The organism is Pseudomonas sp. AF03-9, assembly GCF_020515815.1.
Lineage (GTDB): Bacteria > Pseudomonadota > Gammaproteobacteria > Pseudomonadales > Pseudomonadaceae > Aquipseudomonas.
Genome location: NZ_JAHPJF010000016.1, coordinates 204,622 through 219,265, shown reverse-complemented (window position 1 = coordinate 219,265; position 14,644 = coordinate 204,622). Strand labels below are relative to the sequence as shown.

The window sequence follows — 14,644 nt, the reverse complement described above, 5'->3', positions numbered from 1 at the left end:
CCGGGGGCAGGAGCACATCAAGCTGAGCACGGAACACAGCGGCAAGAGCCAGTTGAACCTGGGGCATCTGGTGGATGCGCACAGGCAACAGCGCGGTGAAGGGTTCGAGTTGCGCACGGATGGGTGGGGCGCGATCCGGGGTGGGAAGGGGGTGTTTATCAGTGCGGATGAGCAGGGTAAGGCGCAGGGGCAGCAGCTTGAAATGGGCGCGGCGATGGCCCGCTTGGAGCAAGCGAGTGAGCAGTTGGACGCGCTCTCCACTGACGCTCTGGCGGCGAATGCCGATCCGGCGGACGTGCAGGCGCAGTTGAATTTACTCAAGCAAGACCTGGAACGACTCAAGTCGTCCGTGCTTCTACTTAGCGCTCCCCAGGGCGTTGCCCTGAGCAGCGGGGAGCACCTGCAACTGGCTGCGCAGGGCAACGTGATGATCAACGCCGGGGCTGAGGCGGATGTCAGTGTGGTCAAGCGCTTGTTTATCGGTGTGGGGCAGGGCGTCAGTCTGTTTGTGCGCAAGTTGGGGATCAAGTTGATCGCCAACGCCGGCCCTGTGCGTATTCAGGCACAGAACGACACGTTGGAACTGATGGCGCGCAATGGCTTGGAAATCATCAGTGCTGAAGATGAAATCCGCATCGTCGCGAAAAAGAAAATCAGCCTGAATGCAGGTGGTAGTTACATCACCCTTGATCCAAGTTGCATCGAGTCCGGCACCCAAGGTAACCACAACATCAAATCGGCAAACTTTGATTACCTGGGCCCCGGCAGCCTGAAAGCCGCGCACCCGGAGTATCCGCGCAGTCTCTACAGGCAACCGCTGCGCTTCACGGTAGCGCAAACCCCCAACACCGTCGGCAAGGGCTGGGCAGGCATGCCATACACCCTCTACGCCGACAACGCTGCGATCGAGCAGGGTGTGTTCGACAAGAGCGGGCATGTGCGCATCGATCATCAAGTCGTGACCCAGCACTACCGAATCGAAATGGCCAATGGCGTGAGCTACGAGATACCGGTGCCCAGTGAATATCGCAACGCCGAGCAAGCGGTGCTGGCCAATGGCGGTTTGCACAACCATCACCTGCTGCCTTGCAGTGAGCTGAGCCAGCCCACCTCGCATACCGAGCACCGCGCCAAATACGCTGCGGTGATCCGCACGTCCAACGACCAGGAAGGGAAAACCCCATGAATGACCTTTGCACCGTCGTGCCCGTGGCCCTGCAACACACCCAACAGGCAACCTGCACTGCGCCCTGGTACCTGCAGTGCACTGAGTATCACCCGGTCGAGGCCACCTACCAGCCGCTGATCAACGGTGAAGAAGCGTTCAAGGCCGTGCATTTGGCAATCGCCAACGCCACGAGAACCATCGATATCATTTGCTGGGGGTTCCAGCCGTCGATGTATTTCATTCGCGACGGCGAGAGCCCAAGTATCGGCGAACTGCTCATGGCAAAAGCAAGAGAAGGCGTTGAGGTCCGGATATTGGGTTGGGAGTCACCGTTTAATAGCGCTGGCGCAGCCGGCGAGGCCAATCTGCCTGGCAAAGGACCGTACCGGATCCAGGACCGGGCGCTGCAACCGGCCACGGATGATCAATATGCCTACGACCGGCAGTGGTTTTCCCGCTGTGCCTTTGCCGATCATCTGGCGCCTGCCATGCGCGTAGCGCGCAATGTGCCGGTGTTTGTCAGCCGTGGTTTCAGCCTGTTTGAACGCGCGGAAATCGCCCATCAAGCCAAATATAAAAGCCTCGACCCACAGCTCAGCGTCGGCACCCTGGGCGCGCTGGCAGTGGCTGTGACCCACCATCAAAAAACCGTACTGGTCGACTATGAACGGGCCGAGCATGCCGTCGGTTTTGTGATGGGGCACAACATGCTCGACGAGTACTGGGACACGGACGAGCATACGGCGCAGAACCGCGCCGAAGGCAGTAAACCCGCACCCAATCGCGGGCCGCGTGGTGATACACCGCGTCAGGATATTTCCAGCCAGGTCAGCGGGCCGATCCTTGAACACTTGCACCACAACTTCGCGACCGCCTGGCGCAGGGAGACCGCTGAAGACCTGTTTGCCTTGCGCCAGGCCAAGCAGATCGGCCCCACTCTGCAATGCACCCCCGGCGCGACGCGCCAACTGGCCCAGCTGGTGCGCACCCAGGCGCAAGACGGCAAGCGCGACATCGAAAAGCTTTACCTGAAAGCGGTCAACAACGCGACCCAGTTCATCTACATCGAGAACCAGTATTTCCGCTGGCCGCCCCTCGCCGAAGCGATCAGCAAGGCCGCCGCCGTCCAGACCCGCGCCGGACGCGATCCGGGGTTGCATGGCAGCCTGCACCTGTTCGTGATCACCAACGCCAGCGAAGATGGCGTAGGCCCTGGGGCCTTGAACACCTACCGCATGCTCGAAAGCCTTGGGCGCGGTGATGCCATCCCGCAGATCACCAAGCTGCAGCGCATCGAACAGGCCAAGGCCCACACGAGTGCACAGGCACCGACCTTGAGTGAACTGCTCGAACGCCGAGCATTGATCGCCTTGACGCGCCTGACCGATGCGCTGAGCGGCGGCGCAATCAGCGAAAAAGCCGAGGACGCGCAGCGCGACGCCAAACTGCGCAATGAGCTACGCGAAGCCGCGCTCGAACAACAGATCCAGGCCATCGAGAACAGCACACTGGCCCCGGAACCACGGCCGGGGCTGAAGGTGCATGTGTGTTCGCTGGTGGCCAAGGACTCGCCGGCGGGCAAGCCGTGGATGCCGGTGTATATCCATTCGAAGCTGATGATCGTTGACGACGTGTTCACCACCCACGGCTCGGCGAATATCAATACACGGAGTATGCAGGTGGATAGTGAACTGAATATTGCGCATGAGTGGGGGAGTGTGACGCAGGGGTTGAGGCGGCGGTTGTGGGGGCTGCATACGGATGGGAGGGGGGATCAGGATGATGCGGCGCAGGCGTTTAAGGCTTGGCAGAAAATCATCGATGACAACAGATACCTGCAAAAAGATAGAGCCGCACCGGAGGCCTCGCTCATCGGATTCTGCTACGGCGAAAAGACTCCGCGGGACCTCGATTGATGCGCCGATTTTTGTTGCTGACAAATCTGTTGTTGGCTGCCTGCGATAGCGGCAGTTACTCGACTCAGCTATCCCAGGAAGCTTCTATGAATCCGTTGACCGAAACCAAAACCAAGCTGGCCTTTACCTGTGTGCACGAAAAGAGTCCTCCGTTGCCGGCCGAACCCGATGTTCTGTTCAAGTACGCTCGCTGGTTGCAGAAAAACAACTTGCTCAAGCAGGACAAAACAGTAGACCAGGAGATTGAGAGGCTGTACCGCATCGCCGCAGAGAACGGCCATCACAAAGCGAACATCAACCTTCAGAACGGCACAATGCGCGGTCACTTTAAGCTCAGGGCGGGGGAGCACTTGCGACTGAGTCAGCAACTGATCGATGTGAACGTAGCGACGGGTTACTACTTTATCGGTGTCTTCCTGAGCAATGGCTCTGCCGGGCTAAAGCAGGATACAGAAATGGCCTTACGTTACTTCCGCAAAGCGGCTGATCAAGGCAGTGCCCAAGCTCAATACTATGTGGGCGATAAGCTCGACCCGGCTGGCGTCGCACCAGAAATAGCGCAAGCGATGTATCGTTGCGCCGCTGAACAGGGAAATGGTGATGCGGCTATCGCTTTAGGCATCAGCCTTAAATACAAGGGTCTGTATCAGGACGCGCTAGAAATATTCCAGATGGGCGTCGAGGCCGGGAACGAGAGTGCTGCTGGTCGCTTGGAAGGCGCGTTTCGTGACCCGCTTCCCTCCAATAGGCTGGATTATCTCGGCCAACAGGCAGACCTCGAACGCGCCGAGCGCTACGAAAAGATCTGGCGGACTCTCGCCAACTACTCCTACGCCAACCCCAAAGTCCCCGAAATCAACGAAATCCTCCCCTTGCCCCCAGCCAAACTGCCCGCCTGGGACGGCAAACTTCAATGGTTGGAAGCTCACCTGGCCAACATTCCACCCCCCAAGCCCAGCGAAGCACTGATCACCCAACTGGCCAAGGCTAAACTTCTAGACCCCGCCACCGGCCAGGGGCTTCCGGGTTCGCCGGCATTCAGCCAATCCCATCTGTCCGCGCCCAACGGCTACAGCGGTCAAATTTGCCCATTGAGCGGCTATTGGGAGGTCGGTTTGCTCTCCTGGGGTGATTCGCTGAGAGACGGAAACGACGCACGGTACTTCAAGCAAGGCGATGTATTTCCGACGGTATGGGTCGAACGCTATCAGTCCCGCCTGTGGCCGTTCTCCGACAACGTCACGCAGCGTGAACAAGCGGTTGAGTGGTGCCTGCTTTCATGAAAAGAAAGCAGGTACCGCTCTCCCATTCGTGACCCTATGACTTGAACCGTCCCACCAACCCATTCAACTCATCCGACAGGTTCGACAACCGTCCCGAGTCATCCTGCGCGGAGTTCGCCAGGCTTTCCACCAACCGTGCCTCGTCGTAGATCTGCTGGATATGCCGGTTGATCTCTTCCGCCACGCTGTGCTGTTCCTCGGCTGCGGCGGAGATCTGCAGGTTCTGGTCGCGGATCTCGTTCACCGACAACTGGATGCCTTCAAAGCTGTCCCGCGCGCTTTCAATGGACGACACGCTGGCCCGTGACAGGTCGAGGCAACTGCCCATTTTCTGGGTGACTTCCTGGGTCTTGTTTTCCAGGGTACCGAGCAGGTGTTCGATCTCGCCGGTGGAGTCCGAGGTGCGTTTGGCCAAGGCCCGGACTTCGTCGGCCACTACGGCAAAACCACGGCCTTGATCGCCGGCGCGGGCGGCTTCGATGGCGGCGTTGAGCGCCAGCAGGTTGGTCTGCTCGGCGATCGCGCGGATGGTGCCGAGGATCTGGTTGATGCTGCGGCTGCCGGCTTCCAGTTCGACCATGGCTTGTGACGATTCCGTGAGGCGGCGGCCGAGGCGGTTGACATTGTCGGTGGTCACTTCGATTTGCTGCTTGCCCTCGGCGACCCGGCGGTGGCCGTTCTCTGCCGACTCTGCCGCACCGCTGCACGAGCGCGCGACTTCGTTGGCGGTGGCGACCATCTCGTTGAAGGCGGTGGAGACCAACTCCACCGCCTCACGCTGGCGCCCGGCGGCTTCGTTCATGTTGTTGGCCACTTCACTGTTGACCCGCGAGGCGTTCTGCAAATTGGCCGAGGCCGCGCCGATGTGTTGGATCAACTGGCGGATCGCCGCGAGAAACTTGTTGAACCAGCCGGCCAGTTCGGCGGTTTCGTCCTTGCCCTGCACGTGCAGTTCGTGGCGCAAGTCGCCTTCGCCCTGGGCGATGGATTGCAAGCCGGTACTAACCTGGCCGATGGGCTTGACGATGACCTTGGAGAACGCCGCCGCGACCAACCCGAAGATCAGCACCAGCACCGCGACGATCGCACTGGTGAGATAGGTCATGCGCGTGGCTTCGGCCATCACTTCGTTGTATTCGATCAGGCCGACATAACGCCAGCCGAGGCCGGGGGAGGTCCAGATATTGGCCATGTAGCGCACGCCATTGATTACCACATCGGTCGAGCCCTGGGCGGTGTTCGCCAGCTGTGCGTAGGGTTCGCCGAGGTCTTTGAGCGGCTTGAAGTTGTGCGTATTGTCACGCGGGTCAACCAGCACCACGCCATCTTCGATCAACATCACATAGCCACTGGCGCCCAGTTTGATGCTCTTGACCAGCTCGGTGAGGTTCTTCAGCGAGACGCTGACCACGAACACGCCTTTGGGTTTGCCGGCGTTGTCCAGCAAGGCGCGCGCAGTGCCCACCAGGGCCACGTCGTCCTTGTCGTAGTAATACGCGGGGGTGCGCACGGTCTTGCCGGGGCTCGCCATCGCGGCCTTGTACCATGGGCGCGCGCGCGGGTCGTATTTGGCCAGTTGCGGGTCATCCGGCCATTTGGCGTAGGTGCCATCTTCGAGGCCGATGGACAGAATCGCAGCGGCGGGGTGGGTTGCACCATAACGCGCAAAGTGCTCGATGACCTCTTGTGCCGGCGCCGGCATCGGCTGGCTGGCGGCATTGGCGGGCTGGTAGTCCTTGAGCGTGTTCACGGAAGTGTATACAGGATCGGCGGACATTTGATCGACGTTCTGCGTCGTGCCATCGAAAAACTGGCGGATGTTGCCATCGATTTGGCGGATTTCACGGGTGCTGCCGTCGATAAACTGTTCGACTGCCTGGGTCCGCGTGTTCATGACGGAGATCACCGCGACCAGGCTGACCGGGATAAAAGCGACGGAAACGAAAGCAAGGACCAGCTTATTTTTTATTTTCATCGAGACAACCATCAGCGGGGAGGGCGGCCAAATCGTCGCTTCTGTGTGTGAAGCGGCGATTTGCTATCACCGCTATGTCGGCGGGGGTGTCGAGAATCTTTAGGGCTTTTTTGTGTACAACAGAAAAGATGGATTGTCTGGTATCTGCTCTTGGTTCGCGGTGTAGGTGTGGGCCGATCCAGTGGTTGCCAGCCTTAACGACCTGGATGCTGAAGCCCGCGCCACCTATCTGCTGGACATGGCCCGCCTCGGCAACTCTGAGCCGGAACTGCATTGCCATATCTTTCCGCGCTATGCCTCGGAACCGGATGACAAGCTGCGGATGCCTGCCTGGTGATACGCGAACTGCGCGAGGAGACCGGCGTTGTGCGCGATAGCGTTGGCGCCTGCGTGGCGGATCGGCGCTTTGCCTTGATGCTGCCCAGCGGCGAAACAGTGATGGCCATCGAACAGTATTTTGTCGTTCACGCGCACAGCAAGGCGCTTTCCAAAGCCGAGTGGACCCTGGCAGAAACCCAGGTCATGGCCGACCACCATTGGTGGTCTGTCAACGAGCTGAAAACCACTGCCGATACGGTTTGGCCTGAAGCGCTGATCCAGATGCTGCTAGACGCCGGTGTTTGACGCCCCTCAGCGCGTGTAGCCCGGCAACAACCGAAACGCCTCGGCGACGCGCGTTGGGTTGGGCAGTGCGAGCACACGTCGGTACAACTCCTGGTGGGCAGTGCACACCTGTGCGGGTGCGTGTTTGCTCGGGGACCGATAGCGCTCGTAGGTGCCGGGCTGGACGTGCGTGAACACACGGTTCAAGTCGGCCCGGGCCTGGGCGGTCGGGGCAATGTTCTGGTTGACCTCGGCGGCTGCTTTGACCAGTTCGCGCCGGCTGTCGCGTGCGTTTGTGAACAGCGCCTGCAACACGTCTGGCATAGCGCCGTAACCCCCGGGGTAAACGCCTGTAAGGTAGAACGCGCAGGCCTGTTCGCCGCCTTGCACCGCGGCGTCCACGAGCGACGCCTGGGCTTGCCAGAACCGCAACAGTTGCGGGGCCGGGGCCTTGCGCAAAGCGTCCTGGATCAGCCAAGTGTCGTGCTCGCGCGTGAGCTTATCGAACGCGCTGTAGGCTGTGGCCTCATCCAAGGCTTTTTGTGCCTTGGCCTTGTGCACTTCGTACTGCGCAGGCACCTCTTCGGCCAGCGTTCTGAACTGGAAAAACGTGCGCAAGTAAACATCCAGTTGCCCCGCTTCCCGTAGCCGCGCAAGGCGTGCATCGGTGAAGCCCCGGGCGTCTACGGTGGCCGACACGATGTGCTCACGCTTGAGTTCAGCGATGTCCGGAAACCACATGTCTTCGCGTGCGGTCGCCAGCACTTTATCGACGAATTGTCTGGACGCGCCGTGCTTAAGCAGTGCCTCGCGATACTGTGCGACGACTAGCGTTGATTGATTGTCCGAATCGAACAACGTCGCGGCGTGGAACCCCAGCTTTCCTTCCACGCCTAGCAACCGTTGTTTGCCCGACATGAACACCAGCGCGCAGGCACTCATGCATGCGCTGTTGGTGTAGGTGGTCAACGCGTTTTCTTCGATCAGCCGCGCGATGGCCCGGGCTTCGCCGAACAGGCCGCCCGGGCTGTCCAGCTGGAGCGTGGTGACAGCGGGGTGAGCGGCCAATGCCTGCTCGAAGGCAGAGAAACTGCCGGAGCCGATGCCGCCATTGAATTGGAGCTCAGTATCGCTGAGCGCAGTGATCCGGTAGGGCGGCATCGCGTTGGGGTTCATGGCCAGGCGCAGCGCAGACTTGAACGCCGGCACCACGTCGAGCACCGAGTAAACGGTCTGCACCGCCCCGACCACCACCAGCACGCGAACCACCATGACCCAGCGGTGTTTGCCACCGCGTTGGCGGTGATGCCTGGCCGAGCGCCAAACGCCAACGCCTTGCCAAACTGTGACGGCGAGCGCGATAAGCATGAACGGCACGCCTGCCAGCAGCAGGGTGGCGGGGCTTGGAGGGTCACGCACCAACAGCACGTACAACGGCGTCGTGGCGAGCAGGCACAGCAGGCTGATCAATACTTCATTGATCCAGAATGCGTGCGCCAGCGGGAACTCCCCTCGCCAGTGGCGAATAAAATAGTTGCGACGGGCTTTCGGTGTGGCGGCTTCTTCCATGATGCGTGATGGTCCTTGGCGGTGTGGCCGGTTGCAGCCGCGCAACATACCAGCCATTGCCGTTGGCAAAACAGCGATTTGTTCGAATACACTGCGCGCCCCCATTTGCAGCAAGGAAGCGCTGGATGCGTTCGCTCCTCAACGGTGTGCTCATCTCTCTGGCCCTGGCCACCCCGGTCATGGCCGAACCCCGCTCGTTTTCGGTCGATGAGCCCAGTGGTCACTATCTGGTCGAAGTCTTGTTTGCGCAGGTGCCGCAAGACCTTGAGGAATTGACCCGGGCACTGGTCACGATCCGTGACAAACACACCCTGGAAATCCTCCAGCAACTGCAAACCCCCGCCGCGCAGGTGCCGCTCAACGCAGACGGCAAAACCCTCGATTGGCGCCTGGTGGGCGAGTACGGCGTGTTGTACTTTGCCGATATCGACCGCGACGGCCGTATCGACCTGGCGATCCGCAACGGCAATGGCGCCGATGCAAATTTCCAGTCCAGCTATGACGTCTACCTGCAAGACCCGCAGAAGCCCCAGTGGGTGCTCAATCGCCCATTGACCGACCTGGCCAATGAATCCAGCGGCGGGATGTTTTCGGTCAACCCCAGGGACGGCGTGATCCATTCGCAAACCGATCGTGGCTGTTGCTGGACGCGCTCGTCGCAATGGCAAATGCGCGACGCAGAGCTGGTGCGGCTGGGTTCCTACACCCAAGCAGAAGTGCCACCGACCGAGGACGGCGAAAACTCCAGCATGCCCAGCGGCTATATGCTGCGCACCACCGGCGAATGGAAGGACGGCCAATGGCAGGAAACCCCACGTCTGGAAGGGCCGGTTACCGAAGACCCGGAGATGCTCCACGGCACCCTCGACGGCAAGATCCCGGTGCAAATCTGGTATCAGCAGCAGGGCGCGGTGTTGATCGGCGAAGTGCGCTACAGCAAAAGTGGCAGCGGCAAGCCGATCAAGCTGGTGGGTGACCAGAGCGACTACGACGACAAACCCTTCACTTACCTGCATGAATATGCCGACGATGGGCGCCAGACCGGCATCTGGCGCATGACCCGGGAAAGTGTCGAACCCTACGACTTCTCCGGCACCTGGGTCAGCGGCGCCAAGGGTAATACCCCTGAACTGGCGATTCAGCTGGGGCGCTCAGACCGCGAGCCGGACCTGGACAAACTCGGCGACGTCCCGCGCGAGCAGCGCAGCGGCCATTACCAGATGCGAGACGACTTCCTCGGCCGCGATGGTGACCTGGACGTGAACGTGCTACCCGAACGTGACGCCGAGGGCAGGGAGGTCGCGGAATTCACCGTGACACTCAAAGACGCCAAGACCGGCAAGCAGATCCTCAGCGCACACCACCGCGTGCCGATGGAAACCGACAACCTGATCATCGTGCGTGAACCCCTGGCGCCCAAGGGCAACGGGCCATATCACATCCAACTGGTCAGGGACTTTGCGGTGATCAGCCACAACTCGGCGCCGGACAACATGGAGTACTTCACGGGGATGTATCGCAAGCAGCGCTCTGCACAGTGACGTGCAAGCCTGCCTGTTGCGCAAGCTCCAGGGTCGATTCGACGCTGTGCGCGTCGACGATAAACCCCACGTAGTCGTCATCGCCAGAATCCAGATGCAGGTAGCGCTTGCCGAACCCGGCCAGCCATTGGTCGAAGCTCTCCAGTACCTCCTGCATCGGCCGGGTGCCCGTGTGCTCATAGGTATAGGGCGCTTGCACGCCGCTCGCGGCGACCAGGTAGGGCGCGTGGTATTCGAATACGTCAAAGCCGCGCCAATCGACACCGAGCAGCGCCAAGTCAGCCAGCTTCTGGCCTCTTGAACTGTCCAGTAGCCCTTGGGTCAACGCGCTGGCGGGGTCCTGGTCGGCGGCATATTTACGCAGGACGCGGCGCACGAGCCGCGCGCTTTCTTCTTCCGGCGTACGGGCCAGCAGGGTTTGCGTGAACAGCTTGAGGGCCTGCTCCTGCGCGGCGTATTGCGGCGAACGCATCTCGCGCATGATCGCCGCATGGCTGGCGTCGGTTTCGTCGGGCGGTGGCATCGTGAAGCGCCCCCCGAACAAGCGAGCAAAAAATCCCATCACATTCCCTCGTCTTGATGCGAAGGTGGACGTTAGCGCAAGCGGAGGCGCCCTGTAAAAGGGCGCGTGAGAAGGGTGGGTCAGCGGTTGAAGCGTTCAACCAACGCGTATTGGGTAGCGGCGGTGTTGGTCAGTTCTTTGCTCAGGTCGGTGGACTGATGGGCCTGGATCGAGGTTTGGTCCGCGAGCCCAGCGATGGTGGTGATGTTGCGGCTGATTTCTTCGGCGACCGCGCTTTGTTCCTCGGTCGCGGCGGCGATCTGGGTGGTCATCTCGGTGATATGGGACACCGCTTCGCTGATGCCGACCAAGGCCTGGTCGGCTTCCAGTACCCATGCCACGCCTTCCTGGGCCTGGCGCTGGCCGTTTTCCATGCTGTGCACGGCGTTGTTGGACGACGCTTGCAACTGGGTGATCAGCGCGTGGATCTGGGTGGTCGACTGCGAGGTCCGCTGGGCCAGTTGCCGCACTTCGTCGGCGACCACCGCGAACCCTCGGCCTTGCTCGCCAGCGCGGGCGGCTTCGATGGCGGCGTTGAGGGCCAGCAGGTTGGTTTGATCGGCGATGCCTTTGATCACATCCACCACGCTGCCGATTTCGTCGCTGTCGCGGGCCAATTGCGCCACGGTCACGCCGGTTTCGCCGACCACCGCCGACAGGCGCTCGATGGCTTCGCGGGTATCGCGCGCCACCTCACGGCCGCGCCCGGTAAGGGCATTGGCTTGCTGGGTGGCATCGGCCGTACGCTGTACGTGGCTGGCGACTTCCTGAGTGGTGGCGGCCATCTGGTTGACGGCGGCTGAGACTTGTTCGGTTTCCACACGCTGGCGGTCCAGGCCCTGGGCGCTGGCGCTGGCCAACTGGTCGGATTGGCTGGCGAGGGCGCTGAGCTGTTCGGCGCTGTCCTGCAGGCGCGTGAGGCAGGTCTTGAGGCGCGCATCCTGGCTGAGGAACGCCGTTTCCAGGCGCCCTTGGGGGCCGCGTGCGTCGCTGTACATCTGCGCGATCAAGGCATCCGATGTCGACGGGTCAACCCCCTGCAACAGACCCAACGTGCTGCCCTGGCGCATGCGCGCGCAGAGCACGCCCACCGGCAAGGCGACGGCGACGGCCACGGCGATGGCGAGCGGTGCACTGAAGAACAGCCCCGCCACGCCGCCGATCACCGCGGTGGCCATATACGGCACGCTGCTCACTACGGCCGGCAGCCACGCATCCTGACGCGGCACGCCGGGCTTGCCTGCGCTGATGCGCCGGTACAGCGCCTGGGCACGGCGGATTTCATCGGCACTGGGCTTGACCCGTACCGACTCGAAGCCGACCACCGTACTGCCGTCGAAGATCGGCGTGACGTAAGCGTTGACCCAATAGTGATCGCCGTTCTTTGAGCGGTTCTTGACGATGCCCATCCACGGCAGGCCCTGCTTGAGGGCGCTCCACATATGGGCAAAGACCGCAGGTGGGACATCGGGGTGACGCACGATATTTTGCGGTGCGCCGATCAGATCGGCCCGCTCGAAACCGCTGATGTCGACAAAGGCGTCGTTGCAGTAGGTGATCACACCTTGAACGTCGGTGGCGGAAATAAGTTTTTGCTGCGGCGCGAGTGAAATCTCACGCTGTGTAACAGGCTGGTTATTGCGCATTCCGACTACTCCCTGGTTGCACTTAGCCAATCGGCCACAGCAGCAAAAAGATTAATGCACATTTGATATTTCGCCATCCGCTGGTCAAAAGCCTGAAACTTCTCGGTGAAAGACTTCATAATGGCGGCCATTTTTGTTTAGCCCGTTATTCTGGTGTGCCCGCATGGAAATCAAGGTCAACTTTCTCGACAACCTTCGACTTGAAGCCAAATTCGACGACTTCACGGTCATTGCCGACCAGCCCATCCGCTATAAAGGCGATGGCTCGGCGCCGGGGCCGTTCGATTACTTCCTGGCTTCGTCGGCGTTGTGTGCGGCGTACTTCGTGAAGTTGTATTGCGCAACCCGCAATATCCCCACGGACAATATCCGTTTGTCACAGAACAACATCGTTGACCCGGAGAACCGCTACAACCAGATCTTCAAGATCCAGGTCGAGTTGCCGGCGGATATTTCCGATAAAGACCGCCAAGGCATCTTGCGTTCCATCGACCGTTGCACGGTCAAAAAAGTGGTACAGGCCGGCCCTGAGTTCGTCATCGAAGAAGTCGAAAATCTCGATGCCGACGCCCAGGCCTTGCTGATGCCCCACTCGACGTCAGCGGCGGGCACCTACATCGTCGGCAAAGACCTGCCGCTGGAGCAGACCATCGCCAATATGTCCGGGATTCTGGCCGGGCTGGGCATGAAGATCGAGATCGCGTCGTGGCGCAATATCGTGCCCAACGTGTGGTCGCTGCATATCCGCGATGCCCACTCGCCGATGTGCTTTACCAACGGCAAGGGTGCCACCAAGGAAGGCGCACTGGCGTCGGCGTTGGGCGAGTTCATCGAACGGCTCAACTGCAACTTCTTCTATAACGATCAATTCTGGGGTGAAGAACTGGCCAACGCGCCGTTCGTGCATTACCCGGATGAGCGCTGGTTCCAGCCCGGGCCCAACGATGAGCTGCCGCCTGAGATCCTCGACGCCCACTGCCTCAAGGTCTACAACCGCGACGGCGAGTTGCGTGGCTCGCACCTGTTCGACACCAACTCGGGCAATGAAGCGCGCGGTATTGTTTCGCTGCCGTTTGTGCGCCAGTCCGACGGTGAGGTGGTGTACTTCCCATCCAACCTGATCGAAAACCTTTACCTGAGCAACGGCATGAGCGCGGGCAACACCTTGGCCGAAGCCCAGGTGCAGTGCCTGTCGGAGATTTTCGAGCGGGCGGTGAAGCGGGAAATCATCGAAGGCGAATTCGCCCTGCCGGATGTGCCGGCCGAGGTGTTGGCCAAGTACCCGGGAATTCTTGCCGGTATCCAGGGCCTGGAAGCCCAGGGCTTTCCGGTGCTGGTCAAGGACGCGTCCCTGGGCGGTGAATTCCCGGTGATGTGCGTGACCCTGATGAACCCGCGCACCGGCGGCGTGTTCGCTTCCTTCGGCGCCCACCCGAGCCTGGAAGTGGCGCTGGAACGCAGCCTCACCGAGCTGCTGCAAGGCCGCAGTTTTGAAGGCTTGAACGACCTACCGGCGCCGACCTTCGAAGGCCAGGCGGTGACAGAGCCGAACAACTTCGTCGAGCACTTCATCGACTCCAGCGGTGTGGTGTCGTGGCGCTTCTTCAGCGCACAGTCGGACTACGAATTTGTCGAGTGGGACTTCACAGGTAAAGGCGCAGATTCCAACGCCGAGGAAGCCGCGACGCTGTTCGGCATTCTTGAAGGCATGGGCAAAGAGTCCTACATGGCGGTGTACGAACACCTCGGCGCAACCGCCTGCCGCATCCTGGTGCCGGACTACTCGGAAATCTACCCGGTGGACGACCTGATCTGGGACAACACCAACAAGGCGCTGTTTTTCCGCGCCGACATCCTCAATCTGCACAGCCTGGATGATGCCGAGCTCAACGCCCTGGTCGAGCGTCTTATCGAAAGCGAGCTGGACGACTACACCGATATCACCACCTTGATCGGCATCGAGTTCGACGACAACACGGCCTGGGGCCAGTTGACCATCCTGGAGTTGAAACTGCTGATCTTCCTCGCCTTGCAGCAGCACGAGGAAGCCAAGGAGTGCGTGGAGATGTTCCTGCAGTACAACGACAACACCGCCGATCGTGGCTTGTTCTACCAGGCGATGAATGCGGTGCTGGAGATGCAACTGGACGACGACCTGGAGTTGGCGGACTACGAAGCCAACTTCCGCCGCATGTTTGGCGATGAGCGGATGGATGCGGTGATTGGTTCGGTCAATGGCAGTGTGCGTTTCTACGGTTTGACGCCGACCAGCATGAAGCTCGAAGGCCTGGATCGCCATCAGCGCCTGATCGAAAGCTACAAGAAGTTGCACGCGGCGCGGGCCAACATCACCTCAAGCTGATCCCGACACGTGTAGGCGC

The 14,644-nt window shown here is 60.7% G+C and carries 10 protein-coding genes and 3 pseudogenes; 7 read left to right on the top strand and 6 right to left on the bottom strand.

What is annotated here, in order from left to right:
- From LIY36_RS20920 to LIY36_RS20910, 3 genes are all read left to right on the top strand, one after another.
- On the top strand, positions 1-1,186 hold a 1,186-nt coding region (locus LIY36_RS20920), incomplete at its 5' end, for a DUF2345 domain-containing protein (RefSeq protein WP_226456962.1).
- Positions 1,183-3,084 carry a phospholipase D-like domain-containing protein gene (locus LIY36_RS20915; protein ID WP_226456961.1) on the top strand — a complete coding sequence of 634 codons (1,902 nt, stop codon included), beginning with the start codon at positions 1,183-1,185 and terminating at the stop codon, positions 3,082-3,084. The genes LIY36_RS20920 and LIY36_RS20915, both read left to right, overlap by 4 nt.
- Entirely contained in the window at positions 3,084-4,367 is a 1,284-nt protein-coding gene (locus LIY36_RS20910; protein ID WP_226456959.1) for an SEL1-like repeat protein, read from the top strand. Before LIY36_RS20915 ends, LIY36_RS20910 begins: the two co-directional genes overlap by 1 nt.
- Before the next feature lie 34 nt (positions 4,368-4,401).
- On the opposite strand, the gene LIY36_RS27930 is transcribed toward LIY36_RS20910, so the two are convergent.
- Both LIY36_RS27930 and LIY36_RS27925 read right to left on the bottom strand, forming a co-directional pair.
- Entirely contained in the window at positions 4,402-5,106 is a 705-nt protein-coding gene (locus LIY36_RS27930) for a methyl-accepting chemotaxis protein (protein ID WP_370694919.1), read from the bottom strand.
- A gap of 198 nt (positions 5,107-5,304) precedes the next feature.
- Positions 5,305-6,261, bottom strand: a pseudogene (locus LIY36_RS27925) (cache domain-containing protein); the annotation flags it as partial.
- 262 nt (positions 6,262-6,523) lie between these two features.
- On the opposite strand from LIY36_RS27925, the gene LIY36_RS20900 reads away from it, so the two are divergent.
- Positions 6,524-6,679 carry a hypothetical protein gene (locus LIY36_RS20900; protein ID WP_226456973.1) on the top strand — a complete coding sequence of 52 codons (156 nt, stop codon included), beginning with the start codon at positions 6,524-6,526 and terminating at the stop codon, positions 6,677-6,679.
- A gap of 29 nt (positions 6,680-6,708) precedes the next feature.
- Positions 6,709-6,966, top strand: coding sequence for a hypothetical protein (locus tag LIY36_RS20895; protein ID WP_226456955.1), 258 nt, complete (start codon positions 6,709-6,711; stop codon positions 6,964-6,966).
- 6 nt (positions 6,967-6,972) lie between these two features.
- On the opposite strand, the gene LIY36_RS20890 is transcribed toward LIY36_RS20895, so the two are convergent.
- Positions 6,973-8,514, bottom strand: coding sequence for a hypothetical protein (locus LIY36_RS20890; protein WP_226456954.1), 1,542 nt, complete (start codon positions 8,512-8,514; stop codon positions 6,973-6,975).
- Between the two features lie 125 nt (positions 8,515-8,639).
- Here LIY36_RS20890 and LIY36_RS20885 point away from each other — a divergent pair, with 125 nt between their 5' ends.
- Entirely contained in the window at positions 8,640-10,055 is a 1,416-nt protein-coding gene (locus LIY36_RS20885; protein WP_226456952.1) for an XAC2610-related protein, read from the top strand.
- Here LIY36_RS20885 and LIY36_RS20880 read toward each other — a convergent pair.
- From LIY36_RS20880 to LIY36_RS27915, 3 genes and pseudogenes are all read right to left on the bottom strand, one after another.
- Positions 10,018-10,617, bottom strand: coding sequence for a DUF6630 family protein (locus tag LIY36_RS20880; protein WP_226456950.1), 600 nt, complete (start codon positions 10,615-10,617; stop codon positions 10,018-10,020). The genes LIY36_RS20885 and LIY36_RS20880 overlap by 38 nt on opposite strands.
- A gap of 80 nt (positions 10,618-10,697) precedes the next feature.
- A pseudogene (locus tag LIY36_RS27920) lies at positions 10,698-11,642 on the bottom strand (methyl-accepting chemotaxis protein); the annotation flags it as partial.
- 348 nt (positions 11,643-11,990) lie between these two features.
- Positions 11,991-12,263, bottom strand: a pseudogene (locus LIY36_RS27915) (PAS domain-containing protein); the annotation flags it as partial.
- A 163-nt stretch (positions 12,264-12,426) separates the two neighbouring features.
- On the opposite strand from LIY36_RS27915, the gene LIY36_RS20870 reads away from it, so the two are divergent.
- A complete protein-coding gene (locus LIY36_RS20870; protein ID WP_226456947.1) occupies positions 12,427-14,625 on the top strand; it encodes an OsmC domain/YcaO domain-containing protein in 2,199 nt (732 codons plus the stop codon).
- Positions 14,626-14,644: the final 19 nt, after the last annotated feature.

Excerpts from the sequence above, each read along its gene's own strand:
- LIY36_RS20910 (WP_226456959.1), top strand. The coding sequence starts at position 3,084 with ATGCGCCGATTTTTGTTGCTGACAAATCTGTTGTTGGCTGCCTGCGAT.
- LIY36_RS20870 (WP_226456947.1), top strand. The coding sequence starts at position 12,427 with ATGGAAATCAAGGTCAACTTTCTCGACAACCTTCGACTTGAAGCCAAA.
- LIY36_RS20915 (WP_226456961.1), top strand. The coding sequence starts at position 1,183 with ATGAATGACCTTTGCACCGTCGTGCCCGTGGCCCTGCAACACACCCAA.
- LIY36_RS20880 (WP_226456950.1), bottom strand. The coding sequence starts at position 10,617 with ATGGGATTTTTTGCTCGCTTGTTCGGGGGGCGCTTCACGATGCCACCG.
- LIY36_RS20885 (WP_226456952.1), top strand. The coding sequence starts at position 8,640 with ATGCGTTCGCTCCTCAACGGTGTGCTCATCTCTCTGGCCCTGGCCACC.
- LIY36_RS20890 (WP_226456954.1), bottom strand. The coding sequence starts at position 8,514 with ATGGAAGAAGCCGCCACACCGAAAGCCCGTCGCAACTATTTTATTCGC.
- LIY36_RS27930 (WP_370694919.1), bottom strand. The coding sequence starts at position 5,106 with ATGGTCGCCACCGCCAACGAAGTCGCGCGCTCGTGCAGCGGTGCGGCA.